Here is a 25895-nt window from a genome sequence, read left to right on the forward strand (position 1 = left end):
GCGGCGATATCCGGATCGGGGAAAGGGCCCGGATAAGATAGAGGCCGAGGCCGCAATCACCAACTGTCCGGGACGCCGTGCAGGCCCGGCGCAGATCAGCAATGCGGATACGATGTCCGTTCACCCTCCCCTGGAGGGGGTGAAGGGAAGCCTCACTCCACCAGCGTGAACTGCAGCAGCAGGTTGCGCTGGATCAGGGAGAAATTGTCGTCGGAAATCATGGTCAGCACGGTCTCGCCCTCGGCGGTGACATGGGCATCGATGCCTTCCATGTTGTCGATCTCATTGCCGAGATCGGCGTTGAAGATCGCCGGTCCGTCGACGATGGCGCCGGGCGCGATGTCGGACAGCGCGAGGCGGCGGATACGGATGCCGACACCGCCGAGCCAGGAGAATTTCCGCTCCAGGATCAACAGATCGCCCGACGGCATCAGGACCGCATCGCTGATGTCGAAATTCTCGGTGCGTCGGACGCTGAACTGGCCCGGCGTCTTGCCGCCGACCAGGAAGGCGATCAGGTTGCCGCTCGCGTCGAGCCCGCGCTCCGACATCGCGATCAGCGTGCCGGCCAGCGCCTGCCCCTTGGCCAGATCCTTGGGCATGACCTTGGGCACGAAGACCAGCGCCTCGAGCCCCTTGTTGATGGGAAGCTTGCGCGCCGCCGGCGGCAGCGGCACCACCTCGCCGCGCGAACGGGTAAAGCCCTTGGCGAAGTCGAAGCGCAGTACCTGGTTGACCCGTTCGAGCCCGACATAGGCAGTCGAGCCGTCGAGCGCGAGCGATTCCGAATCGTACCAGCCGCGGGTCGCGGTGATCGGCCTGCCGTCGGCACCGAGCAGCGGCGCGGCCTCGACATCGTCGAGCCCGGCCATCTCGCGGCCGCGATAGGCGATGCGGCCGGTGAACCAGGTGCCCTGGTCGCTGACCGCGATGAAGCGCTCCCCCCTGGTATCGAGCCTGAGCGCGGAGAGGCCGCCGAAGCCGGCGAACGACGAGGTCAGAATGAGGCCGCTGCGATATTCCAGCGCGCCGAACCGCACCTTTGCACGATCGCGGATATCGAACGACGGCAGCGGCCGTGCGTTGACCTCGATCGAAGCCGGTTCATCGACGCGATGGCGGCCCGGTCTCCCCGGCGGCCCTGGCGTCAGCGCCGACGGGTTCGCGCCCTGTGCCAGCGCGAGACGCGGCAATGCTGCGGCCGACAACCCCGCCGCCACACCTTTCAGGATATGGCGGCGGCTAAAGGTTGAGCGCATGTCTCACGAGTGGAGGCGGCGCCGCGTGCCCGCGCCGGGCGCCGAGCCGTGGGTCTCGCTGAACAGCTCGGCGAGCTTTTCGGTGATGGCACCGCCAAGCTCCTCGGCATCCACGATGGTAACGGCGCGGCGATAATAGCGCGTCACGTCGTGACCGATGCCGATCGCGATCAGCTCGACCGGCGAGCGGGTCTCGATCTCCTCGATGATGTGGCGCAGATGCCGCTCGAGATAGTTGCCCGGATTGACCGACAGCGTGGAGTCGTCGACCGGCGCGCCGTCGGAGATCATCATCAGGATGCGGCGCTGCTCGGGGCGCGCGAGCAGGCGCTTGTGTGCCCAGTCGAGCGCCTCGCCGTCGATGTTCTCCTTCAGGAGACCTTCGCGCATCATCAGGCCGAGGTTCTTGCGCGCACGACGCCACGGTGCATCGGCCGACTTGTAGATGATGTGCCTGAGATCGTTGAGGCGGCCGGGATTGGCCGGCTTGCCGGCGGCAAGCCAGGCCTCGCGCGACTGCCCGCCCTTCCAGGCGCGGGTGGTGAAGCCGAGGATCTCGACCTTGACGCCGCAACGCTCCAGCGTGCGCGCCAGGATGTCGGCGCAGGTGGCGGCAACCGTGATCGGACGGCCGCGCATCGAGCCGGAGTTATCCAGCAGCAGCGTCACCACGGTGTCGCGGAACGTCGCTTCCTTCTCATGCATGAAGGACAGCGGATGATAGGGATCGGTGACGACGCGCGACAGCCGCGCCGGATCGAGGATGCCTTCCTCGAGATCGAAATCCCAGGCGCGGTTCTGCTGCGCCATCAGGCGGCGCTGCAGGCGGTTGGCGAGCCGCGCCACGATACCCTGCAGATGCGCGAGCTGCTTGTCGAGATAGGAACGCAGCCGCTCCAGTTCGTCGTGATCGCAGAGGTCCTCGGCGGCGATCACCTCGTCGAACTTCGGCGCAAACGCATGATATTCCGGACCGCGCGGTTCGTTCTGGCCGCGTGAATTCGGCCGCGTCGCTTCGCCCGGCGTCTCGTCGTCGCCGAGCTCGCCGTCGTCGAACGTGTCCGACGTGGAGGCCTGCGCGCTCTCCATCGCGCTTTCGCTCATCTCTTCCGCTGACGTCTGCGCCTGGTCGGCGCTCATCTCCTGCGCGGCGTCGGAATCGGGCGAGCCCTCGGCGCCGGACTGATCGCTCTCGCCGTCCTGGTTCTCGTCCTGATCCTCGTCGTCGTCGGAATCCATGTTGCGGTCGTCGCCGAGATCGAGCGCCGACAGCAGGTCATGGACGAGGTCGCCGAACCTCGCCTGGTCCTCGGTGAAGCGGCTGAGCTGGTCGAGCCGCGAGCCGATCTTGTCCTCCAGCGTCGGACGCCAGAGATCGACCATCTTCTTGGCGGCCGCGGGCGGCGCCATGCCGGTGAGACGCTCGCGCACCAGCATCGCCAGCGCATCTGACAGCGGCGCGTCGGCGCGGTCGGTGATCTCGTCATACTTGCCGCGGTGGAAATGATCGTCAAGCATCGCGGTGAGGTTCTTCGCGACGCCGGCCATCCGGCGCGAGCCGATCGCCTCGACGCGCGCCTGCTCGACCGCCTCGAACACGCCGCGCGCCTGCGGATTGCCGGGCATCAGCTTGCGGTGCACCTTGGGATCGTGACAGGCGATCTTCAGCGCGATCGAATCGGCGTGGCCGCGCACGATCGCCGCATCGCGCTTGGTCATCTTGCGCGCCGGCTCCGGCAGCCGCGCCTTGCCGGGCGCAAGCCCCGGCCGCTCGGCGGCAAAGGAGATCTCGAGCTCCGGCTTCTTGGCGATCGCCTTCAGGCACGCCGACACCGAGCGCTTGAACGGCTCGGTCGGCGCTTCCTTCGATCCGGGACGGAATTTGATATTGGAGGTTGTCATAGCGATTTCGTAAACCAGTGGCGCGTGACGCCGCCGGGATATCCCTCAATCGAACCGAACTCTTTATATCCATTGGCGCGGTAGAAGCCCGGCGCCTGGAAGCTCATCGTATCCAGATAGGATTGCGTGGCTCCGAAGCGCCGCGCCTCGTCTTCGATCGCCTTGATCAGTTTCGCGCCAAAGCCCTTGTTGCGAAACTTCTGCTCCATCCAGAACAGCTGGATGAACAACACCGCGGTCCAGACCTCGCCGACGATACCGCCGACGATCTCGTCGCCTTGCCGCAGCGAGATGGCGAAGCGCTTGTACTTCTGCTTCCCCATCTTCTCGTTGTTGTAGCGGAGCAGTCCGCCGAGCACCGCTTTCTTCGTCTGTGTGACTGTGCGCTCGACGGAGATTTTCGGCATGGACTAGCTGAGCGCCACGTTGACCGAGGATTCCGGCAACTCGACGTTGAAGCAGCGCTGGTAGAACTCGGCGACCAGCGGTCGTTCCAGCTCGTCACACTTGTTGAGGAAGGTGACGCGGAACGCGAAGCCGATGTCGTTGAAGATATCGGCGTTCTCGGCCCAGGTGATCACCGTGCGCGGGCTCATCACCGTCGACAGGTCGCCATTGGCGAACGCGTTACGGGTGAGATCGGCGAGGCGCACCATCTTGTTGACGATGTCGCGGCCTTCCTGCGTGCGATAGTGCTTCGCCTTGGCCAGCACGATCTCCACTTCCTCGTCATGGGCGAGGTAGTTCAGCGTGGTGACGATCGACCAGCGGTCCATCTGGCCCTGGTTGATCTGCTGGGTGCCGTGATAGAGGCCCGAGGTGTCGCCGAGGCCGACCGTGTTGGCGGTCGCGAACAGGCGGAACGCCGGATGCGGCTTGATCACCTTGTTCTGGTCGAGCAGCGTCAGGCGGCCGGAGACTTCCAGCACGCGCTGAATCACGAACATCACGTCCGGGCGACCGGCGTCGTATTCGTCGAACACCAGCGCGATGTTGTGCTGCAGCGCCCAGGGCAGGATGCCGTCACGGAATTCGGTGACCTGCTTGCCGTCCTTGACCACGATGGCGTCCTTGCCGACGAGATCGATACGGCTGATATGGCTGTCGAGGTTGACGCGCACGCAGGGCCAGTTGAGGCGGGCCGCGACCTGCTCGATGTGGGTCGATTTGCCGGTGCCGTGATAGCCGGTGACCATCACGCGGCGGTTCTTGGCAAAGCCGGCGAGGATCGCAAGCGTGGTGGCGCGGTCGAAGCGATAGTCGCTGTCGACTTCCGGCACATGCGGATCGACTTCGGAATAGGCGGGAACTTCCAGATCGCTATCGATCCCGAAGACCTGCCGAACCGAAACCTTCATGTCGGGCAAGCCGACGGGTTGTTGCTCTTTGGTCTGGACGGCGGTCGTCATTCATCCTCCGAGGTCCCGGGCATTCCCGAAACCAGATTGTAGGGCATTTGGCTGCGGATGGGGTGCTACGCACAAGCCTAGCAGAGAGCATCGGCCGGCAGAAGCCCACGGGCAAATCAAAGTTCCGTTGTTGTATCATCAAGATAGGCGCGAAACCCGGTTTTTGGAAGGCTGCTCTGCAAATCCCGCCGTACTTTTGCCGCAGCGCCCCGGCGGCCTGTCCGGCCGGGCACTTTTCAGCCCGGCGCGGAGTTGTTAGCTCTCGTACCGTTTCACCGTCACCCATGGGATTCTGTGACTTCATTCCTTGACCCATTGATCGCGTTCGTTTCAGCCCACGCCTGGCTCGCCTATCTGACGCTGTTTCTGGCCGCCCTGCTGGAAGCCGTTCCGGTGGTTGGCTCATTGGTTCCGGGCTCGACGATCATCCTGGCGTTGAGCGCGCTGGTCCCGGGCGGCGAATTGAAGCTGTGGCCGGTGCTCGCCGCGGCGGCCTGCGGCGCGATGCTCGGCGACGGCACCGCCTACCTGATCGGCTATCGCAGCCAGCGCGAGATCCTCTCCGCCTGGCCGCTCTCCAACTACCCGCGCGTGGTCGCGCAGAGCGAGGCCTTTTTCAACCGCTGGGGCGTGCTCGCGGTGTTCTTCGCCCGCTTCGTGCCGCCGATTCGCGCCTTCGTACCGATCACCGCCGGCGCGCTCGACATGCCGCCGGCGCGCTTCTACGCGGTCAACATCCCCGCGATTCTGCTCTGGGCGCCGGCGCATGTGCTGCCCGGGGTGCTCGCGGTCACCGCGCTGCACGACTATGCTGGCCTGCCGCATCATCAACACGTCGGCAAGCACCTGTGGATGTTCGCGGTCGCCGGCGCCGCCATCATCCTGACGCTGGCGGTCTGGACCATCCGCCGCCGCCATGGCGGCGGCCTGATCGAACCGTCCAAGCCGGCAGAATAAGAGCTAGATGCTGTTGGTGGTGCCGGCCCGCCCGGGTGCAGGGCCGACATAACGCGCCCGCGGCCTGATCAGCTTGCCGAGCGCAAGCTGCTCGCTGGCATGCGCGATCCAGCCGACGCTGCGCGCCATCGCGAACAGCGCGAGCTCGCTTCCTGCGGGCATCCGCAACGCATGCACCAGCACCGCCAGCGCGTAATCGATATTGACGAACTCGCCGGTCGCCTCCGCGATGCGCTCCGGCACTTCCCGGGTGAATTTGCGCGGCGCGCCGGCCCGCGTCAGCGCCTCGAGCAGCGAGATCGCGCGCGGGTCGCCCTTCTTGTAGACGCCGTGGCCGAAGCCGGCGAAGCGCTCGCCGAGTGCGACCCGCTCGCGCACCACTGGCGCAACGTCATTGTCGATCATCGTCCTGACCAGGCGCGAGGCGAGCACGCCGGCGCCACCATGCATCGGGCCTTTCAGCGCGACGAGCCCCGCGATCACCGCGTCGTATAGATTGAGCCCGGTCGATGCCGCGCAGCGCGCGGTGAAGGTGGACGCATTTAATTCGTGATCGGCGAGCAGCACCAGCGCGCGGCGAACAAGATCCGACGCGTGCTTGTTGTCGGGCGCCCACACCCGCGCCACCTGCTCGTGCAGCGGCTCGGCCGACGGCACGGCGTTCAGCATGGTCGCGACCAGCAGCCGCAGGATGCGCCCGCCGACCATCGCGCGGCCATCGGGCGCGCGGGTGAAGGCGCCGGGATCGGCGCTCGCCGCCAGCGCCAGCACCGCGACCGTGCGGTCGATCGGCTGGGCGCGGCGCGCGGCCTCGGCGATCGCACGCATCTCATCGGAGACATGCGGGCAATTGTCCGGCGCGAACGGATCGACGCCGGTGACATCCCACAGCAGCGTCGCGGTGTGCTCCAGCGTGTCGCGCTGGGAGAGATCGACGCAATTGACGCCGCGGTAGATCGGGCCCTGCTCGGTGATGGTTGCGATCGCCGAATCCATCACCGGCAAGTCGGCATCGAAATTGCGGAACCCGCGCGGCTCCGGCGACGGCACGCGGCGCTCCTTCAGCCCCCTGATGTCCTCGGCACGGTAGCGGTGGCTGCGCGAATCCGGCGACGGCTCGGAGCGGATCAGGCCGCGGCTGACATAGGCGTAGAGGGTCGCCGGCGAGATCGCGAGCTCGGCGGCGGCCTCGCGGGCGGAGAGGTAAAGCTCGGCGGATTTTTTCATATTGATTTATATAATCAAGATTGATCAACTCGTCGAGTGGCCCGACCTTGAAGCGGTGAAGCAAGGAGATCGGGCCATGAATATGATTCTCACCAAGAGCCAGATCGGTCTGGATGGCGTTCCCGCCGCCGAGACCGTGTTGAGCCATGTCGACGGCGAGCGCGGCGAACTCGTCATCGCCGGCGAGCACGTCGCGAGCCTCGCCGACAAGTCGAGCTTCGAGGGCGTCACCGCGCGGCTGTGGAACGGCGCCACCGGCAAGACGCTGAGCGAAGCCAATGTCCGCGCCAGCCTCGGCGCCGCCCGCGAGCGCGCCTTCGCGCGGCTGCCGGACCTGCTGCCGGCGACGCGCGGCATGTCGATCGTCGACGGCTTCCGGGCCGCGATCGCGGGGCTGCGCGGCGAGAACGGGCTGGAGCACGAGGCGACCATTGTCGGCGCCTTCCCGGTCATCGCCGGCGCCCTGGTCCAGCAAGCCAAGGGGCATGATCCGATCGCACCGGATCCGAATGTCAGCCACGCCGCCGACACGCTGCATATGCTGCTGGGCCGCAAGGCTGCGCCGCGCGAGGTCGCGGCACTCGACGCCTATCTCGTCACGGTCTGCGATCACGGCATGAATGCGTCGACCTTCACCACGCGGGTGATCGCATCGACCCAGGCGGATCTGTTCGCGGCCATCACCGGCGGCTATTGCGCGCTGACCGGCCCGCTGCATGGCGGCGCACCGGAGCCGGTGCTGGAGATGCTGGATGCGATCGGCACGCGCGAGCGCATCAAGCCCTGGGTCGACGGCGCGCTGGCGCACGGCGAGCGACTGATGGGCTTCGGTCATCGCGTCTATCGCGTGCGCGACCCGCGCGCCGACGTGCTGAAGGTCGCGATCGAGTGCCTCGAGGCCAGCGGTGCCGACCTGCCGTTTGCCGGCGAGGTCGAAGCCTATATCCGCGAAGCGCTGCGAAAGAAGAATCCGGAGCGTCCGCTCGAGACCAATGTCGAGTTCTTCACCGCGATCCTGCTCGATGGGCTGGAGATTCCGCGGCAGGCCTTCACGCCGATCTTCGCGGTGGCCCGCGCCGCCGGCTGGACCGCGCACGCGCTCGAGCAGCGCCGCACCGGGCGGCTGATCCGGCCGAGCTCGTCCTATGTCGGGGCGGTGCCGAAGAGCTAGGAGCTGACCGACGTGATCGACGGCGGAGCTAGATTCTCCGCTGTCGTCCCTGCGAACGCAGCGACCCATACGCCGCGGCCCATCAATTGGGCAATCGGGCAGACATCCTGTGTGAACAATAACCGCTGGTGGTTATGGGCCCCTGCTCCCGTGCGCAATTGCGCACCAGGCAAGGGCGACGACGGCGATAGCTTACGCCTCGCGCACCACGGTCTTCAGATAGTTGTACGCCTTGATGATCTCGATCAGGCGATCCTCGGTGGAGCGGTCGCCGCCATTGGCGTCGGGGTGGTGCTGCTTGACCAGCGCCTTGTACTTCGACTTGACGTCTTCCAGCGTCGCCCCGGCACCGAGCCCCATCACCAGCAGCGCCTTGCGCTCGGCGTTCATGACCTTGCGGGTCTCGGGCTTCGGCTCCGCGCCGCCCGGTCCGGGGCGCCAGCGCCCGCGGCCGTTGAGTTCGGAGAACATGTGGAACGGATCGGAGGCGGCATCGAGACCGCTCTCCTTCTTGCCGTTGTTGGCACCCATCTTCCAGGTCGGACGGTGACCGGTCAGCGCGTCCTTCTGGTAGCGCGCGACGTCGTCAGGATTCATGCCCTGGAAGAAATTGTAGGACTGGTTGTACTCGCGGACGTGATCGAGACAGAAGTGCCAATACTCGCGCGAATTCTCGCGGCCCTTCGGGGCGCGGTGCGCGCCCTTGTTCTGGCAACCCGCCCACTCGCAGGTCACGGCCTGCTCGCCGGCCTGCGCCTGGCGCTTCGCACTCACCTTGGTCGGCTTGATGCGAATGGAGTCGAAGAATTTTGATGAATCGATCGGCATGATCTCTTTGACTACGCAATGCACAAATCTTCAAGTCTTGACATTGCGCAGACCTCGTTTCCCGTTAGCACCATTGACGAAAAGCCGTCGCGAACCTAACTCCGCCGCCATGAGCACCAAAGACGTTATCATAAACAAGTTGCGTGAAGCTTTCTTGCCCGAAAGCCTCGACGTCGTCGACGAGTCACATCTGCATGAGGGCCACGCCGGCCACAGCCCAGGCGGGGAGACGCATTTCAGGCTATATATTGTGTCTCCGGCCTTCGAAGGGAAGAGCCGGATCGAACGCCATCGCATGATAAATGCGACGCTGGCGCAGGAACTCGCCGGCTCGGTGCATGCGCTGGCGATCCATGCACACGGCCCCGGGGAAAAGCCGCGCTAGCTCGCGCCTGGCTCAAGACGCCACGGCGGTTTTCCGTTATGAGAAAAGGATCTCCGGCGATGGACTTGCTCCATATGTGAGCAGGTGAACGATGGATCGCATCGCCGCACATGATATGGGGCTATTGATGATCCCTTGCTGGCCACGTTTCCGGTCGATCGTCACCGCCGCCGGCCTGCTCCTGATTTGCGCGATGCGCCCGGCCGCGGCGCTGGACATGCCGAGCCCCTTCGTCCAGGAGGTGCTGATCAAGAGCATCCTGGTGTCGCTCAACGATGCGGTGGCCGCGAATAATTTCACCGTGTTCCACGCCAAGATCTCGAAGCCGTTCCGCGACCAGTTTCCACCCGACAAGCTGCAGACCATCTTCAAGGACCTGGTCGACAAGCACGCAGTGTTCGACGCCGTGGTCGCCAAGCCGATCGTGCTCGATGAGGACGCCAAGATCGACGACAAGGGCGTGCTGCGGCTAAAGGGCCATTTCGACACCACGCCCAAGCAGGTGAAGTATCAGCTCGGCTTCATCCCCTCCGACGGCGCATGGAAGCTGTCGGGCATCTCGATCGACATCGAGTAGCGAGACGCCCCCCCCCGAGCCGTCATCCTGAGGATGCCCGTAACGCTAGAACGCCGTGCCGGCCCGCTTCGGCTTCTTCTCGTCCAGTTCGGCCTCGCGCGGCACCGCGACGATGCGCAGCGCGGTGATGCGGTTGCGCTCGCGGCGGAGCACACGGAAACGGAAGCCGTGGAAGGTGAAGCTCTGGCCGCGCTCCGGGATCGAGCGCGCCTCGTGGATCACGAGGCCGGCGACCGTGGTAGCCTCCTCATCCGGCAAGCGCCAGTCCATCGCACGGTTGAGGTCACGGATCGGCACCGAGCCGTCGACCACCACGGAGCCGTCCGGCTGCGCCCGCACGCCGGCGACGACGACGTCGTGCTCGTCGGAGATGTCGCCGACGATCTCCTCCAGGATGTCCTCCAGCGTCACCATGCCTTCGACCTCGCCATACTCGTCGACCACGAGGGCGAAATGGGTCTTGCGGCGGCGGAACGCCTTCAGCTGCTCGGAGACCGGGCGCATCTCCGGCACGAACCAGGGCGGCAGCGCGATCGCGGAGGCATCGATCGCGGACATGTCGCCTTCATTGGCGCGGATCGCGCGCAGCAGATCCTTGGCGTGCAGCACGCCGACGATATTCTCGGGCTTCTCCCGCCACAGCGGGATGCGGGTGTATTCGCTCGCCAGCACCTCGCGCACCAGTTCTTCCGGCGGCAGGTCGGCGTTGACCATGGTCATCTCGGTGCGATGGACCATCACGTCGGAGACCTGCAGCTCGCTGAGGTCGAGTAGCCCGCCGAGCATATCGCGGTCCTGCTTCTCGACCTTGCCCTCGTGGTGCAGCAGATCGACTGCGCCGCGCAGGCGCTCGGTCGGCGACAGGATGGCCTGATGCGCACCGATCTTGATGCCGAGCAGCTTCATCAGGGCGCGGACGATGCCTTCGATGATGGTGAGCAGCGGACCGAGCACGAACACCGTCAACCGCATCGGCCGGGCCACCAAAAGCGACACCCGGTCCGGCGCATTGATCGCGACGGTCTTCGGCAGCACTTCCGCGAAGATCACCACCAGCACCGTCATCACGCCGGTGGCGTAGAGCACGCCGACATCGCCGAACCAGGCGGTGAAGATGCCGGTGGCAAGCGCGGAGGCGCCGATATTGGCGATATTGTTGCCGAGCAGCAGCGCGCCGATCATCCGCTCGCGCATCGCCATCAGGCTCGAGACCACGGTGGCCTCGCTGTTGCCCTGCTTCGACAGCCGCAACATGCTGGCGCGCGAGGCGCCGGTCAGCGCGGTCTCACTCGCCGAGAAGAAGGCGGAGATGAGCAGGCAGAGCAGCACGATCGAGAAGGTGAACCATCCCACTGATTTGATCCGTGGCTTTAGGCCTTCAGCTTGGCTTGCAGGAAGTCGCGCACCGGCTGCGGCTCGACATTGTTGGCAATCACGGCACGGCCGACCGCATCGAGCAGGATGAAGGTGAGCTTGCCGCGCTTGACCTTCTTGTCCTGCGCCATCAGCGCCAGTAGCGCGTCGGCATCGGCGAGTCCTTCCTGCGTGAAGCCTGCGATGTCCTGCAGGCGCGTCGGCAGTCCTACCGCGGAAAGATGACGGGCGATGCGGGCCGCATCGTCTGGTGAAATCATGCCGAGCTGCGCCGAGAATTCCGCAGCCAGCACCATGCCGACCGAAACGCCCTCGCCGTGGAACAGGCGGTCGGAGAAGCCGGTCGCGGCTTCCAGCGCATGGCCGAAGGTGTGGCCGAGATTGAGCAGCGCGCGCTCGCCGGTCTCGCGCTCGTCGCGGGAGACGACGCCGGCCTTGGCGCGGCAGGAGGTTGCGATGGCGTGCTCGCGCCCGGCGCCGCCTGTGAAGATGTCGGCGTGATTCTTTTCGAGCCAGGCGAAGAACGCCTCGTCGCCGAGGATGCCGTATTTCGCGACCTCGGCGTAGCCGGCGCGGAACTGGCGTGGCGATAGCGTGTCGAGCACGGAGGTATCGGCGATCACCAGCACCGGCTGGTGGAAGGCGCCGATCAGGTTCTTGCCCTGCGGCGAGTTGATGCCGGTCTTGCCGCCGACCGAGGAATCGACCTGGGCGAGCAGCGAGGTCGGCACCTGCACGAAATCGACGCCGCGGCGCAGGATCGCGGCCGCAAAGCCTGCGAGGTCGCCGACCACGCCGCCGCCGAGCGCGATCACGAGATCATTGCGCTCGATCTTGGCTGCGATCAGCGCTTCGCTGACCTGTGTCAGCGTGGCGTAGCTCTTCGAGCCCTCGCCCTCCTCGACGACGATCCGCGACGTCGGCACGCCCGCGGCCGCGAGCGACGCTTCGGTCGGCTCCAGCCAGTGCTTGGCGACGGTGCGGTCGGTGACGATGGCGGTGCGCACGCCGGGCCGCAGCGCCGCGACGCGTTCGCCGAGGGACTGCAGCACATCGCGGCCGATGACGATGTCATAGGCGCGGTCGCCGAGCGCGACATCGACGGTAACGGAGGCGGAGTGTTTCAAGGGCGCAGTCATGAGGTCGCGTTCAATCCATCAGGTGGAGGCTCGCCGTCCGGCCTCGCGCCGCACAGATGCGCATGCAGGGCCGCGAGGCATTCGTCGACGATGCGGTCATGCGGCACGTCGCGCGAGGCGATCGTCAGGTCGGCGCTCTTGTAGACCGGCTCGCGCTCGCTGAGCAGGCGGTTGACGGTCGCCTCGGGGTCGGCGGTCTGCAGCAGCGGGCGATCGGCACGGCGGCGGACCCGGCGCATGATGATATCACTGTCGGCCTTGAGCCAGATCGAGATCGCACGGTCGCGGATCCGGTTGCGGGTCTCCTCGCGCATGAAGGCGCCGCCGCCGGTCGCCAGCACGATCGGGCCGCTGTCGAGGATGCGGGCGATCACCCGCGCCTCGCCGTCGCGGAAATAGGCCTCGCCATGGGTCTCGAAGATCTCCGGGATCGTCATGTCCGCCGCCGTCTCGATCTCGGTGTCGGCATCGGTGAACGGCAGCTTGAGCCGCGCCGCCATCCGCCGGCCGATGGTCGACTTGCCGGCCCCCATCATGCCGACCAGCACGATCGACCGCGGCCCCAGCGCGGCCGTGATATCGGCCTCCAGGGTCGGGTGGGTAGTGGGCGCCGGGACGGCTGCGTCGGACATCAAAAAGCTCGGATATTGGGACGAATTGTTCAGAATTCGAGCCACCTATACTACCCCCGGCGACACCGTTACCAGCGACTCTTGCAACCGCGCGGGGAACATGTTGGATGATTTCATTGGTTAATTCGCCGCCCGAGTCGCCTCCATGCCCAGCCTGTTCCGCTTCCTGACGGTCGTCGCCGTGATTTTCGGGATCGGCTACGGCATCGTCTTCGCGCTGGCGAATTTCGTGCATCCGAAGCCGCGGGAAATGACGGTGACCATCCCGCCGGATAAGTTCCTCAAGAAATAGGCGCTATGAGTCTTGGCATGACCGCTTCCGCCAAGATCACCAAGACAGCCGCCAGGGCCGACACCAAGACCGGCACCAAGACCTCTGCCAAGTCCTCCGATGCCAAGCTGACGGCGCTGTTCCTCGACATGCTGGCCGCGGAACAGGGCGCAGGCAGCAACACGCTCGACGCCTACCGGCGCGACCTCACCGATTTCTCCGACTATCTCGGCCATGCCGGCACCGATTTCACCGGCGCCGACACCGAGGCGCTGCGCGGCTACCTCGCCGATCTGGACACGCGCGGCTTCAAGTCGACCAGCGTGGCGCGGCGGCTGTCGGCGATGCGGCATCTCTACCGCTTCCTGCTCAATGAACGGATCCGCTCCGACGATCCGGCCGCGATCCTGTCCGGCCCGAAGCGCGGCCGCGGCCTGCCCAAGGTGCTGTCGATTGGTGACGTCGACCGCATGCTGACCCGCGCCAGGGAGCTGACCCAGACCGACGTCTCGCCGGCGCAGCGGCTGCGCGCGTTGCGGCTCTACTGCCTGCTCGAGGTGCTCTACGCCACCGGCCTGCGCGTCTCCGAGCTGGTGTCGCTGCCGGTCTCCGCGGCGCGGCGCGATGCGCGGATGATCGTGGTGCGCGGCAAGGGCAACAAGGAGCGGCTGGTGCCGCTGAACGATGCCTCGCGCCAGGCGATGGCGGATTACCTTGCGGCGCTGGAGGTGATGACGCCGAAGGCGAAGAAGGCCGCGCCATCGAAATGGCTGTTTCCCTCCTCCGGCGAGAGCGGCCATCTGACCCGGCAGCATTTCGCCCGCGACCTGAAGGAGCTCGCGAGCGCCTCGGGCCTCGCACCGCGGCTGGTCTCCCCGCACGTGCTGCGCCACGCCTTCGCCAGCCATCTGCTGCACAACGGAGCGGACCTGCGCATCGTGCAGACCCTGCTCGGCCATACCGACATCTCGACCACCCAGATCTACACCCATGTGGTCGAGGAGCGGCTGAAGAGCCTGGTCCGCGACCTGCATCCGCTGGCGGAGACGTAAGTCCAGCGCCCGCCGGACATCGATACCGTCACCTGATCCGCCTTGACTTCCGCACCATCTCCGCAGAAAGAGCGTCACCTGCCTGCGATCCCGAAGCGTGCATTCCGCCGGAATGCGCGTTAACCAATTGAAGTTACAAAACTTCTCCTCTCTACGCCAAAACCGCTTCGCCCCTCGCACCGTTCCTCCCTATATTGAGTTGATGCCCGACCCGATGCGCAGCTATCTCGACTTCGAAAAACCCGTCGCCGAGCTTGAATCCAAGATCGACGAGTTGCGCACGCTTGCCGCAAGCGGCAGCGACATCGGCGACGAGGTCGCGCGGATCGAGGACAAGGCGGCGCAGGCGCTCACCGACCTCTATGCCAATCTGACGCCGTGGCAGAAGACGCTGGTGGCGCGGCATCCGCAGCGGCCGCACTTCACCGATTTCATCGGCGGCCTGATCACCGAATTCACGCCGATGGCCGGCGACCGCAAGTTCGCCGACGACGAGGCGCTGATCGGCGGCTTCGGCCGCTTCCGCGGCGAGAGCATCTGCGTGGTCGGCCAGGAGAAGGGCGCGACCACCGACAGCCGCATCAAGCACAATTTCGGCATGGCGCGCCCCGAAGGCTACCGCAAGGCGGTGCGCCTGATGGAGATGGCCGATCGCTTCGGCATCCCGGTGCTGTCGATCGTGGATTCCGCCGGCGCCTATCCCGGCATCGGTGCCGAGGAGCGCGGCCAGGCCGAGGCGATCGCGCGCTCGACCGATGCCTGCCTGTCGCTCGGCGTGCCCAATGTCGCGATCGTCACCGGCGAAGGCATGTCGGGCGGCGCCATCGCCATCACGACCGCCAACCGCGTGCTGATGATGGAGCACGCGATCTACAGCGTGATCTCGCCGGAAGCGGCGTCCTCGATCCTGTGGCGCGACGGCACCAAGGCGCAGGAAGCCGCCAACAGCATGAAGATCACCGCGCAGGACATGCTGCGCTTCGGCGTGATCGACCAGATCCTGAAAGAGCCCTCCGGCGGCGCGCATCGCGACCCCGCCGCGATGATCGCGACCACCGGCGATGCGATCGCCCAGGCGCTCAACGACCTACGAAATCTTGATCCGGACGCGATTCGCAAACAGCGGCGCCAGAAGTTCCTCGACATCGGCCGCAAGCTGGCCTGACCCACCCAAATCGCCGGATTTTTCGTCCAAATTAGCCGGTTTTGCCGTAATTGGGCCCCGAGCCGGGTCTTTAACGTTCCTTGAACCATGCCTGCTACCGTGAAGGCTGTCAGCCCCGGTTCAGGTTGCGAGCAGGGGTGGTCGAAGGCTAATATTTTACACAATGGCTTCAGGGCATATTCGCCGTGTTGGGGTCGCGAAAATCGCCCGGTGGGTGTGGAGCTCGGACTTGACTCATCGCACGCTCGTACGCGCGCTTCTGACTTCGGCGGTGCTCGCCGCAGGCGTCATGCTCGCCGGTTGTGACAGCGACCAGATCTCGCTCGCCCAGAACGCCAAGGCCAACCAGCCGGTCCCGCCAAAGCTCGTCGCCGCCATGGCCGAGAAGGACATGGACCTGCAGTCGCCGATCCTGGTGCGGCTGTTCAAGCAGGAGGCCGAGCTCGAGGTCTGGAAGCAGACCCGCTCCGGCCAGTTCGCGCTGCTCAAGACCTACCCGATCTGCCGCTGGTCGGGCGATCTCGGCCCGAAGGTCCGCGAAGGCGACCGCCAGGCGCCGGAAGGGTTCTACTCGATCAACCCGAGCCAGATGAATCCGCAGTCGGCCTATTATCTGTCGTTCAACACCGGCTATCCCAACGCCTTCGACAAGTCGCTCGGCCGCACCGGTTCGGAGCTGATGGTGCATGGCGATTGCTCGTCGCGCGGCTGTTACGCGATGACCGACGAGCAGATCGCGGAGATCTATTCGCTCGGCCGCGAATCCTTCTTCGGCGGGCAGAAGGCGTTCCAGTTTCAGGCCTATCCGTTCCGGATGACCGCGGTGAACATGGCCAAGCACCGCAACAATCCGAACATGCCGTTCTGGAAGATGATCAAGGTCGGCAACGATCATTTCGAGGTGACGAAGCAGGAGCCGAAGGTCGACTTCTGCGAGAAGAAGTACGTCTTCGACGCGGCGAAGCCCGCCGACGCGACACGCGATCCGGTGTTCAATGCATCGGCAAAGTGCCCGGCCTATGTGATCCCCGAGGAGATCGCGAGCGCGGTGCGCGAGAAGGAGCAGCGCGACGACGCCGAGATGGCCAAGCTGGCCGCCAAGGGCACGCCGGTGGCGCGCCTCAACACCGGCATCGACGGCGGCATGAACGCGATCTTCGCTTCGAAGATTCCGGAAGGAAACACCGGCCTGTCCGAAGGCGGCGACAGCCAGGCGCTGGCATCGATGTCGCTGGCGCGCGCCCCCGGCACGATCCCCGGCACGGTCAATCCGCCGCGGCCCAACCTCGCGGTCCAGCAGGAAGAGCCTGTCGTGGCGACGACGTCGTCGACCTCGGTCGCGACAGCGCCCACGCCCGCGGCCAACACCCGCGTCGCTTCGGCCAATGCGTCAGACAAGTCCGAAGGCTTCTTCTCGAGCTTTGCCCGCAAGGTCGGCATCGGCGGCGCCACCGCCGACGCCAGCAAGACCGCCGCGCCGACCGCGGCCGCACCGGCCAAGCCGAAGGTCGCCGAAGCCAAGCCGCAATCGGTTGTGCGCGTCGCCCCGAAGGCCGAGCCGAAGGTCACCGCCAAGCCCGCACCGAAGCCGCAAGTCGCCACCGCAGCCGCACCGGCGGCGACATCGTCGACCCAGCTCGCCGGCTCCGCACCTGTGGTGCAGACCAACTCGTTCGACACCCGCTTCTCCGCGGTGAAGTAAGCGCGGCTGGCGCACCGCCGCGAGTCGCTGGCGATAAGCATTCCAAACAGCACACGATGTCGTCCCTGCGAAAGCAGGGACCCATAACCACAGGGCTGCGCCGTTGGAGCGCGCTGTGGCTACAGCTTGGCAAGGCCGTTTGCATTCGTGGTTATGGGTCCCGGCTCAAGGCCGGGACGACACCGAATGTGTTGCGCGGCCTCCGGGTCATGATTTCGCGTTCTCGCGGCGCAGCACGTTCGGACTTGCATCTTGTTTCGTCGCTTCGTGAACAGAGAGCGCAGGGAAAGCTGGCATATAGCCGCGCCTCTCTCCCTCGTCATTCCGGGGCTCGCGAAGCGAGAGCCCGGAATCCATAAAGCCACAGGTTTCGGAGATGAATGGATTCCGGGCTCGACGCTACGCGCCGCCCCGGAATGACGAAGAGACAGCGAGAGTGACTTCGCATCACCCTACTGTCGCCACCACATTCCTCTTGCCATGGGGGCGCGGACGATCGTCAGATGACGCACGCGGGAACAGCCGGAGAGATTGCCATGGACGATCAAGCCGTACGCGCGGCGCTGCAGCGCCATTGGGAAGCTTCTGATGCGAGCGATTTCGAGCGCGAGCATGACATCTACCGTGACGATGCCGTGCTCGACTATCCGCAATCGGGCGAGCGGATTCGAGGCCGGCGCAACATTCAGCAAAGCCGCACGGTGCAGCCGAACAAGAAGCGCTTCGCGATCCAGCGCATGATCGGCGGCGGCGATCTCTGGATCACCGAATACATCCTCACCTATGACGACAGCCCGTCCTACGTGGTGAGCATCATGGAATTCCGCGACGGGCTGGTCGCCCACGAAACTCAGTATTTCGCCGAGCCGTTCGACCGTTCGCCTTCACGGGCACATCTCGTCGAGCGCGTCGGCAGAACGTAGCTCAGCACCGGATCGAGGCGCCGTCGCCTGCACACGTCGCCATTTTCATTCGCCGCGGCGTCGCGCGTCTGCTCGGCGCGAGCCCGGACATCTATTCGCGCGTTCGCCGAGCCTTACCGCGAATTTAGCAACCTATCCCTCGAATTAATCCATCGGACAGGACGCCGTAATGCGGCGACGATATTTTTTTGTCAGCGATACGAGGCAACCACACTCAGGAGAAAACATCATGCGAGAGGACAACAATCAGAACCGCCGGCCATCCTCGCGGCGCATCGCGCTGCTCGGTTCCGTTGCAATGATCGGTGCGGCCATCGCGGTCGCAGGACCGCTGGCGCATCGGCCATTTGTCGAACAAGCCTTCGCCGCGGCTCCGACGTCACAGACGCAAGGCCCCGCGGGCTTCGCCGATCTGGTCGCGAAGGTGAAGCCGGCTGTCATTTCGGTTCGAGTGAAGCTCGACGAAGAGAGCAACGCAAACGGAGCCGACGCAGAAGGCCTGCCGCCGTCCTTGCAAGGCACGCCCTTCGAGAAGTTCTTCCGACAGTTCGGTTCCGACGGCAATCCGGGCGGCAAACTTCAGCACCATGAGATCACCGGCGTCGGCTCCGGCTTCTTTATCTCTGCGGACGGTTATGCCGTAACCAACAATCATGTCGTCGACCATGCCAAATCGGTGCAGGTCACGACGGATGACGGCACGATCTATACCGCGAAGGTGATTGGCACCGATCCGAAGACGGACCTTGCGCTCATCAAGGTCGACGGCAAGTCGGATTTCACCTTCGTCAATCTCGAGAGCCAGATTCCGCGCGTCGGCGACTGGGTCGTGGCGGTCGGCAACCCCTACGGCCTTGGCGGCACCGTGACGGCCGGCATCATCTCGGCCGAAGGGCGCGATATCGGCGCCGGGCCCTACGACAACTACATCCAGATCGACGCGCCGATCAACAAAGGCAACTCCGGCGGACCGACCTTTGATACCAATGGCAACGTCGTCGGCGTCAACACCGCGATCTATTCACCGTCGGGCGGTTCGGTCGGCATCGGCTTCGATGTGCCGGCACCGACCGTCAAGATGATCGTCGCCCAGCTCAAGGAGCACGGCACAGTGACGCGCGGCTGGCTCGGCGTGCAGGTGCAGCCGGTCACGACAGGCATCGCCGAGAGCCTCGGCCTGAAGCAGGCCCGGGGTGCGCTCGTCGACGAGGCCCAGCCGGACACGCCGGCGGCGCAAGCCGGTATCAGGCCAGGCGACGTGATCACGGCGGTTAACGGCAACGCGGTCGAGGACTCGCGGACGCTTGCGCGAGAGATTTCAGGGATGGCCCCCGGCAGCTCAGCGAAGCTCGACATCGTTCGCAAGGGCGAAGGGCAGACGCTGACGGTGACGCTCGCCAAGATGCCAAACGAGACCAGGAAAATTGCCCGGGCCGATGAATCCGAGCAGGGCTCATCGAAGGGCGTCCCCCATCTCGGTATGTCGGTCGCTCCGGCAGGCGACGGCGGCGGCGTCGGCAACAGCGGGGTCGTGGTCACGGCGATCGAGCCGGACGGACCGGCGGCCGAGCACGGCCTGCAATCCGGCGATGTCATCCTTGCGGTCGGAGGCAAGAACGTCAGCTCGGCAGCCGATCTCCGCAACGCGCTCTCGGAAGCGAAGTCCGAAGGCAAGCATGATGTTCTGATGCACGTGAAGACGTCCGACAATACCCACTTCGTCGCCATGCCGATCGGCTAGGCATGACTTCGACTTGCCGTCGCGTGTTCTCCAGGCGCGACGGCAGGGGCTCAACATCAGGAAGGCCGCCGCGCTCCGTGCGGCGCGTTCACGTGTTCAACTCTCCAACCGCGCGGGCAAGCCATGAAAATGAAGACATCCCATTTGCGCACGATCGGAATCGTTTGCGCGGCATCGGCCGCCCTGGCCGGCCTGGCGCTGGCGTCGGAGGTCGCTGCCGGCCCTTCCAGGGCCGATCTCGCGCTCCTTGCGGGCGTGATGCAGCTCGTGCAGCAGGACTACGTGCATCCGGTCGATTCGCGCCAGCTCACCGACGCGGCGCTGAAGGGGATGCTGTCGCGTCTCGATCCACACTCCTCCTACATGACCGAGGCGGAATTTCGTGAGTCCAGAGAGGACATTAGCGGAAAGTTCGGCGGCGTCGGCCTCAAGGTCACCGATCACAACGGGTCGCCGACTGTTCTATCACCGATCGACGATACGCCCGGTGCCCGTGCAGGCTTGCAACCGGGCGACGAGATCGTTTCGGTCGACGGCCAGACCACGCGCGGCGTGGACCTGATGGAGGTGATCAGAAAGATTCGCGGGCAGCCGGGAACGACCGTGACATTGACGATCCAGCGCGGCCGCCAGTCACCGTTCGAGGTTCCCCTCACGCGGCAGATCATCAGGGTCCACAGCGTCAAGTCCCGGCTGGAACCGAATGACGTGGGATATCTGCGGATCAGCGAGTTCGGCGAGGAGACGCCGAACGAACTTCACCAGGCCATCTCGACGCTGCAACACGAGGCGGGCGGTAAGCTGGCCGGCCTCGTCCTCGACCTCAGAAATGATCCCGGCGGCCTGCTCGCTTCGGCTGTCGATGTGTCGAGCGATTTCCTCAACGGCGGCACCGTCGTTTCGATCCGTGGGCGCAACGCCAACGACGATCAATTGTTCACGGCCCCGGCAACGAGTGCCCTGCTCCCGGACACTCCAATGGTGGTTCTCGTCAACGGCGCCTCCGCGTCGGCATCCGAAATCGTTGCAGGGGCGCTGCAAGACCGGCATCGCGCGACCGTGATGGGAACGCAGAGTTTCGGCAAGGGATCCGTGCAGACCATCATTCCAATCAAGGATCATGGTGCCTTGCGGCTGACAAGCGCGCTCTACTACACGCCGTCAGGCCGCTCCATTCAGGGTGACGGGATTACACCCGACGTTCTCGTCGAGGCGGCCAAGGACGAGCAAGTCGCGAACTCGCTGGTCTGGCGCGAAGCCCAGCTCCACGGTGCATTCGCCAATCCGGGGGTGCTGCCAAAATCCGACGCCTCGCCGGCTGCGAAGAGCGCATCTGCTGAAGCAACCTCGCCGCCGATCAAGGAGCAGCTGATCGGGAGCGATCGGGACACCCAACTCAAGGCGGCGCTGAAATATCTCGAGCGCTTGCCGGCCGGAAATCCGGCCATCATCCACACCAGCGTGCCGGGATAATCCAGCAAGGCTCGGGAACACGAGCACCGTCGATCGCAGCCGGCACGGAAGCCACGAGGCGCCGTTCGGGAAGTTATCCGCAAGCGACGGCTACATGCCGTGGCTCTCGAACACCTTCTTGCAGCTTCGGCTCAGGCTGTCGCGGTTGGTCTGAAGACAGTTCTGCACGGCTCCGTCATTGCCGAGGTCCTTGCGGCAGAAGCGCTGTGCATCGCGCGAACACGCCTTCTGTTCCGCCGAGGTGCCGGCATGCTGCGCGAGCGCGGCGCTGCTGTTCATCGCGGCAACGGCAAGAAAGGCTGCAATCGAAAAATAACGCATCGGTGAAGTCCTCCCGCGGCCCAACGGCGGCGGAGACATTTCGTTCCTTGGGGGAACCGGGATCCGCGCTGCTTCGCGGACGAGCCCGCGCCCGAGCGGGTAGCGGCCGGCAGCAAGAAAACACGTCGAGAAAAATAGGCTCTGCCTCAATCAGAACCGGAATGCCCTGGAGTAACGGGTCGTCGTCGAACCCTACCTTTCATCTGTGGCTACCGGCATTGCCTCGTTGTCCGGCACACGGTCATTCGCCATCGCTTCGATTATCTCGATGATACGTCGTCGTGCAGCACGATCGCGGATCGAGCGAAAGGCCCGAAGCAGCCGGAACGCGTCCGCTGCGTCTCTTGCCTGCCGTTCCTTCGTCAAGAGTGTCCCCGCATGATCCGGTCGATCCAACAAGCGCAGGAACCGATCGCGGTCCCGAGCTACCGGACGCCCAACAGGAATTCAGCATTCCCTCGCCGGGCCTGCGTTGACCTTCGTCAAAAACGGAAACCGTGTTGCCGGCGCTGATCCTCGGCCGGACCGAGACAACCGGAGCCGACCCGGACGTGTCGGACCACTGCGCCAAAGGCCTTTGCGAGCGGGAGCCGGGCCGGCCGCGATCTCGACGACCTTCGGTACCGCGACCCGTTCGCTGCGCCGCTACGGCGCCAGATACCGCAGCAATTCCGGATCGCTCCGCACCTTGCCCGCCTCGCCCTGCAGCGCGACGCGGCCGCGATCGAGCACATAAGCGTAGTCGGCGACGCGCAGCGCGAGGTCGAGATGCTGCTCGACGATCACGACCGAAATGCTTTTCGCGAGCTCGATCAACCGCTCGGTGATCTCCTCGATCACGCCGATCCAGACGCCTTCGGTCGGCTCGTCCAGCAGCAGCAGTTTCGGATTGCCGAGCATGGCACGGCCGATCGCCAGCATCTTGCGCTCGCCGCCGGACAGCGTGCCGGCTGGCTGCTCGAGCCGCTGGCCGAGCTTCGGGAAGATCGCCAGCACGCGATCGACGGCACTGGCGTCCGAATTGGACAGCGAGCCGACGGCGAGGTTGTCGCGCACCGACAGGCGGGCGAACACCGAATGCTCCTGCGGCACATAGCCGATGCCGGACCGCACCCGCTCCTCGGTGCGGCGGCGGGTGATGTCGCGACCGTCGAAGTGCAGTTCGCCTTGCGAGCTCGCAAGCTCGCCGACGATGGTCTTCATCAGCGTGGTCTTGCCGGCACCGTTGCGGCCGAGCACGGCGACGCCGCCGCGCCAGGGAATGCCGATGTTGACATCGAACAGGACCTGGCTGCGGCCATAACCGGCATCGAGATGCCTGATATCGAGGAAGGATTGGTCAGGCACGGCGAAGATAAATCTCCTGGACGTTCTTGTTGGCCTGGATTTCCGCAACGGTCCCCGACGCCAGCACCTTGCCCTGGTCGAGCACGGTGAGGCGGTCGCAGATGTCGCGGATGAAATCGAGGTCGTGCTCGACGATGACGAGCGAGCAATGCTGCTTGATCGGCTGCAGCAATTCGCCGGTGACGCGGCGCTCCTCGAGGCTCATGCCGCCGGTCGGCTCATCCAGCAGCAGAAGCCGCGGCTTGCCGGCAAGCGCCATCGCGATCTCGAGCCATTGCTGCTGGCCGTGCGACAACGCCGCCGCGGCATCATGCGCGCGATCGGCGAGCCGGAACTGGGTCAGCATCGTCATCACCTGATCGTGCAACTTCCTGCGGGTGCGCGACAGCACGAGATCGAACAGCGAGCACTGCGCCTGCAGCGCCAGCAGGATGTTGTCGTACAGCGTCAGCGTGGGGAGCACCGAGGTGATCTGGAATTTCAGGCTCATGCCGGCGCGGGCGCGCTCGGTCGGCGTGAACGCGGTGATGTCGGTGTTGACGAAGGAGACCTTGCCCGTGGTCGGCACCTCGGCGCCGGCGACGCATTTCATCAGCGTGCTCTTGCCCGAGCCGTTCGGCCCGATCAGGCCGTGAAACTCGTTCTCGCCGACGGTCAGCGCCGCACCGTCAAGCGCGGTGAGCTTGCCGAATACCTTGCTGATCCCTTGCGCTTCAAGGAGCGGCATTGCCGGGCTCCTTTGGGGCCTTGCCGAAGCTGCCGACCCGTTCGCGCTCGCCGAGCACGAAGGAGATCAGCCCGAGCGGGCGGAACATGATCACGAGCAGCAGCAGCACGCCGAGGATGATCGGCCAGACGTCCCGGTAATTGTCCGACAGCCAGAACGACACGCCCTCGATGATCACGGTGCCGATCACCGCGCCTATCAGCGTGCCGGAGCCGCCGAACAACACGTAGAGCACGACTTGGGTCGAGAACACGACGCCCAGCATGTTGGGCCAGACGAAGCCTTCGTGGAAGGCATAAAGGCTGCCGGCGAGGCCGGCGATGGTGCCGCCGACCGCGAAGATGATCGCCTTCAGGTGCTGGGCCTTGTAGCCGAAGAAGGCGATGCGCTGCTCGTTCTCGCGCAGGCCGGCGAGCGCGAGGCCGAATTGCGAACGCACCAGGAAGCGGCAGAGCAGATAGACCACGACGAGGATGCCGAGCACCATGTAGTAGTAGACCGGCCCCTCCTCGAACTCGTAGCTGCCGAGGGTCAGCGGCGGGATCGACGGGATGCCGTTCTGGCCGCCGAGATAGTACCAGCCGCGCGCCAGCCGGTCCGCGGCATAGGAGCCGGTCAGCGTGCCGAGCGAGACGAAGATCACGCTCGAAGGATAGCGCCCGAGCAGCAGGAAACCGCCGAGCAAGAGCGCCGCGGTGAGGCCGATCAGCGTGCCGGCGGGCAGGATCAGCAGGATCGAGGTGACGTTGAGGTCACGCGCCATCAGTGCCACGCCGTAGCCGGCGGCACCGAAGAACAGCGCCTGGCCGAAGCTCATGATGCCGGCATAGCCCCACACCAGATCGAACGACAGCGCGAACAGCGCGAGGATCACCACACGGGTGGCGAACACCGTGAGATAATCCTGCAGCACCCATGGCAGGACCAGTGCAATCAGCAGCACCAGCCCTTCCACGATCGGCAGGACCTTCCATCCTGCCGATGCCTGTCCCGCCGGCGCGCGTGCGGCCGGTGCACCTTCACCCGTCACGACATCTGGTTCCTCACCGACGCGTGCGACGGCCTCGCTTGCTCCACCCATTGATCGCTCAGCACTCCTTGGGATCAACGAGACCGTCGCTGCGCGCCACGATCTCATAGTTCCCGCCTTTGGCAACAGCGGTGTACATCTTCATCTTGCAATGGCGCTTGCCCGGCACCATTTCGGCCGGTCCGCCCGGCCCTTCGGCGATCTTGGCGTGGTCGAGCGCGGCCGCAACCGACTCGCGGTCGACCTTGCCGGCTTCCTTGACCGCGGCTTCCCACAGCTTGAGGCCGCGATAGGTTCCGGTGGCGGCGCTGCCGGCCGCGAACAGGAAATTGCCGGGGAAATCCTTCTCGTAAGCCGCCTGCAGCTTGGCGTCGAACGGATCTTCCTTGGTCAGCACCTTGAAGTAGTCGAGGCAGCTCGCCAGCCCCTCGATCTCGTTGGCCTGATTGATGTTGAGCGTGTTCTCGTCATAGTAGACGCAGGCCAGCCGTCCGCCGTTCTTGAGGAAGCCTGCTTCATAGAGCTGCTTGAAGAACGGACCGACGCCCGGCGGGATCACGGTGTTGAAGACGACGTCGACCTTGTTGGAGATGACGCGGTTCACCGTGGCCGAGAAGTCGACCTGGTCGAGCGGGTAATACTCCTCGAACACGACCTCGCCGCCATTGTCCTCGATCACCTTGCGGGCGTAGACGTTAAGCGTGTGCGGCCAGACATAGTTGGCGCTCGGCAGCGCGAACTTCTTGCCGCCGTTCTTGATCAGCCAGGGAATGAAGGTGTCGCATTGCTGCGCCGGCGTCGGCCCGGTGCAGAACAGATACGGCGTGCACTCCTTGCCCTCGTAGAGCTGCGGATAGATGTAGAGCGTCTTGCCGCGCGCCACGATCGGATCCTTGATCGCGTTGCGCATCGAGGAGGTGATGCCGCCCAGCACCATGTCGACCTTGTCGCGCTGGATCAGCTTGCGGACATTGCCGACCGCGACCGATTCGTTCGAAGCGGTGTCCTCGATGTAGAGCTCGAGCGGCCGGCCGAGCAGGCCGCCGCCGGCGTTGATCTCCTTGATCACCATCTTGGCGACGTTGGCGTCGGCGTTGCCGGCATAGGCGATCGGGCCGGTCAGGTCGGTCGCGATGCCGACCTTGATCGGGCCCTCGGCGGCGTTGGCCCAATCGGGCCTGACGACCCAGCTGCCCACCCCGGTCGCGAGCGCGCCGGTCGCGAAGGCGAAATTGCCCATGAAGCGGCGGCGCGTCAGATTCATGCGTTCAATCGACATGGTG

The 25895-nt window shown here is 65.3% G+C and carries 25 protein-coding genes; 11 read left to right on the forward strand and 14 right to left on the reverse strand.

Features of this window, described 5'->3' with window-relative positions; translation table 11 throughout:
* Positions 1-152: 152 nt before the first annotated feature.
* From CK489_RS06245 to cobS, 4 genes are read right to left on the reverse strand one after another with little or no spacing between them, the layout of a single operon-like run.
* A complete protein-coding gene (locus CK489_RS06245; RefSeq protein ID WP_095731652.1) occupies positions 153-1259 on the reverse strand; it encodes an esterase-like activity of phytase family protein in 1107 nt (368 codons plus the stop codon).
* 3 nt (positions 1260-1262) lie between these two features.
* Complete coding sequence (cobT, locus tag CK489_RS06250) at positions 1263-3161, reverse strand: cobaltochelatase subunit CobT (RefSeq protein WP_095731653.1); 1899 nt, start codon at positions 3159-3161, stop codon at positions 1263-1265.
* On the reverse strand, positions 3158-3568 hold the full coding sequence (locus CK489_RS06255) for a GNAT family N-acetyltransferase (RefSeq protein WP_095731654.1): 411 nt from the start codon (positions 3566-3568) through the stop codon (positions 3158-3160). Before CK489_RS06255 ends, cobT begins: the two co-directional genes overlap by 4 nt.
* A gap of 3 nt (positions 3569-3571) precedes the next feature.
* Positions 3572-4570 carry a cobaltochelatase subunit CobS gene (cobS, locus tag CK489_RS06260; protein ID WP_050630678.1) on the reverse strand — a complete coding sequence of 333 codons (999 nt, stop codon included), beginning with the start codon at positions 4568-4570 and terminating at the stop codon, positions 3572-3574.
* A gap of 294 nt (positions 4571-4864) precedes the next feature.
* On the opposite strand from cobS, the gene CK489_RS06265 reads away from it, so the two are divergent.
* Complete coding sequence (locus CK489_RS06265) at positions 4865-5527, forward strand: DedA family protein (RefSeq protein WP_095731655.1); 663 nt, start codon at positions 4865-4867, stop codon at positions 5525-5527.
* Between the two features lie 3 nt (positions 5528-5530).
* Here the strand turns inward: CK489_RS06265 and CK489_RS06270 are convergent, their stop codons facing one another.
* Positions 5531-6754 (reverse strand): citrate/2-methylcitrate synthase, encoded by a 1224-nt coding sequence (locus CK489_RS06270; protein ID WP_095731656.1) that lies wholly within the window; start codon positions 6752-6754, stop codon positions 5531-5533.
* A 76-nt stretch (positions 6755-6830) separates the two neighbouring features.
* Between CK489_RS06270 and CK489_RS06275 the strand changes: the two genes are divergently transcribed.
* A complete protein-coding gene (locus tag CK489_RS06275) occupies positions 6831-7925 on the forward strand; it encodes a citrate synthase/methylcitrate synthase (protein ID WP_095731657.1) in 1095 nt (364 codons plus the stop codon).
* Between the two features lie 192 nt (positions 7926-8117).
* Here CK489_RS06275 and CK489_RS06280 read toward each other — a convergent pair whose 3' ends face one another.
* A complete protein-coding gene (locus CK489_RS06280; RefSeq protein WP_050630680.1) occupies positions 8118-8753 on the reverse strand; it encodes a J domain-containing protein in 636 nt (211 codons plus the stop codon).
* A 109-nt stretch (positions 8754-8862) separates the two neighbouring features.
* Here CK489_RS06280 and CK489_RS06285 point away from each other — a divergent pair, with 109 nt between their 5' ends.
* Both CK489_RS06285 and CK489_RS06290 read left to right on the forward strand, forming a co-directional pair.
* A complete protein-coding gene (locus CK489_RS06285; protein WP_095731658.1) occupies positions 8863-9138 on the forward strand; it encodes a BolA family protein in 276 nt (91 codons plus the stop codon).
* 127 nt (positions 9139-9265) lie between these two features.
* On the forward strand, positions 9266-9715 hold the full coding sequence (locus CK489_RS06290; protein WP_050630682.1) for a hypothetical protein: 450 nt from the start codon (positions 9266-9268) through the stop codon (positions 9713-9715).
* A 45-nt stretch (positions 9716-9760) separates the two neighbouring features.
* Here CK489_RS06290 and CK489_RS06295 read toward each other — a convergent pair whose 3' ends face one another.
* Genes CK489_RS06295 through CK489_RS06305 form a run of 3 tightly spaced genes read right to left on the reverse strand, consistent with a single transcriptional unit; the run spans position 9761 to position 12860 of the window.
* The gene (locus CK489_RS06295; RefSeq protein WP_050630683.1) at positions 9761-11068 is read right to left on the reverse strand and encodes an HlyC/CorC family transporter; all 1308 of its coding nucleotides are present in this window, start codon (positions 11066-11068) and stop codon (positions 9761-9763) included.
* 17 nt (positions 11069-11085) lie between these two features.
* The gene (gene aroB / locus CK489_RS06300) at positions 11086-12228 is read right to left on the reverse strand and encodes a 3-dehydroquinate synthase (RefSeq protein ID WP_095731659.1); all 1143 of its coding nucleotides are present in this window, start codon (positions 12226-12228) and stop codon (positions 11086-11088) included.
* Positions 12225-12860, reverse strand: a complete 636-nt coding sequence (locus CK489_RS06305) for a shikimate kinase (protein WP_095731660.1) — start codon at positions 12858-12860, stop codon at positions 12225-12227. Before CK489_RS06305 ends, aroB begins: the two co-directional genes overlap by 4 nt.
* A gap of 145 nt (positions 12861-13005) precedes the next feature.
* On the opposite strand from CK489_RS06305, the gene CK489_RS06310 reads away from it, so the two are divergent.
* The 7 genes from CK489_RS06310 (at position 13006) to CK489_RS06340 (ending at position 21187) form a co-directional block, all read left to right on the forward strand.
* Positions 13006-13152 (forward strand): hypothetical protein, encoded by a 147-nt coding sequence (locus tag CK489_RS06310; protein WP_016843561.1) that lies wholly within the window; start codon positions 13006-13008, stop codon positions 13150-13152.
* A gap of 17 nt (positions 13153-13169) precedes the next feature.
* On the forward strand, positions 13170-14183 hold the full coding sequence (gene xerD, locus CK489_RS06315; RefSeq protein ID WP_095731661.1) for a site-specific tyrosine recombinase XerD: 1014 nt from the start codon (positions 13170-13172) through the stop codon (positions 14181-14183).
* 202 nt (positions 14184-14385) lie between these two features.
* A complete protein-coding gene (locus CK489_RS06320) occupies positions 14386-15348 on the forward strand; it encodes an acetyl-CoA carboxylase carboxyltransferase subunit alpha (RefSeq protein WP_095731662.1) in 963 nt (320 codons plus the stop codon).
* A gap of 229 nt (positions 15349-15577) precedes the next feature.
* Positions 15578-17050, forward strand: coding sequence for a L,D-transpeptidase family protein (locus CK489_RS06325; RefSeq protein WP_095731663.1), 1473 nt, complete (start codon positions 15578-15580; stop codon positions 17048-17050).
* 536 nt (positions 17051-17586) lie between these two features.
* Entirely contained in the window at positions 17587-17973 is a 387-nt protein-coding gene (locus CK489_RS06330) for a nuclear transport factor 2 family protein (protein WP_095731664.1), read from the forward strand.
* Positions 17974-18202: 229 nt separating this feature from the next.
* Positions 18203-19714 carry a Do family serine endopeptidase gene (locus CK489_RS06335; RefSeq protein WP_095731665.1) on the forward strand — a complete coding sequence of 504 codons (1512 nt, stop codon included), beginning with the start codon at positions 18203-18205 and terminating at the stop codon, positions 19712-19714.
* A 129-nt stretch (positions 19715-19843) separates the two neighbouring features.
* Entirely contained in the window at positions 19844-21187 is a 1344-nt protein-coding gene (locus CK489_RS06340; protein WP_245350268.1) for a S41 family peptidase, read from the forward strand.
* 90 nt (positions 21188-21277) lie between these two features.
* Here the strand turns inward: CK489_RS06340 and CK489_RS06345 are convergent, their stop codons facing one another.
* The 5 genes from CK489_RS06345 to CK489_RS06365 form a co-directional block, all read right to left on the reverse strand.
* On the reverse strand, positions 21278-21508 hold the full coding sequence (locus CK489_RS06345) for a cysteine rich repeat-containing protein (protein ID WP_050630690.1): 231 nt from the start codon (positions 21506-21508) through the stop codon (positions 21278-21280).
* Between the two features lie 645 nt (positions 21509-22153).
* Positions 22154-22855 (reverse strand): branched-chain amino acid ABC transporter ATP-binding protein, encoded by a 702-nt coding sequence (locus CK489_RS06350; protein ID WP_050630691.1) that lies wholly within the window; start codon positions 22853-22855, stop codon positions 22154-22156.
* Entirely contained in the window at positions 22848-23582 is a 735-nt protein-coding gene (locus tag CK489_RS06355) for an ABC transporter ATP-binding protein (RefSeq protein WP_050630692.1), read from the reverse strand. The genes CK489_RS06350 and CK489_RS06355 overlap by 8 nt, the downstream gene beginning before the upstream one ends.
* Entirely contained in the window at positions 23569-24663 is a 1095-nt protein-coding gene (locus CK489_RS06360; RefSeq protein WP_245350269.1) for a branched-chain amino acid ABC transporter permease, read from the reverse strand. Before CK489_RS06360 ends, CK489_RS06355 begins: the two co-directional genes overlap by 14 nt.
* Positions 24664-24670: 7 nt before the next feature.
* Positions 24671-25891: a substrate-binding protein gene (locus CK489_RS06365; RefSeq protein WP_050630694.1), complete on the reverse strand. Its 1221-nt coding sequence runs from the start codon at positions 25889-25891 to the stop codon at positions 24671-24673.
* Between the last annotated feature and the right edge of the window lie 4 nt (positions 25892-25895).

Source organism: Bradyrhizobium sp. UFLA03-84 (assembly GCF_002289535.1).
In the GTDB taxonomy this organism is placed as follows: Bacteria; Pseudomonadota; Alphaproteobacteria; order Rhizobiales; family Xanthobacteraceae; genus Bradyrhizobium; species Bradyrhizobium viridifuturi.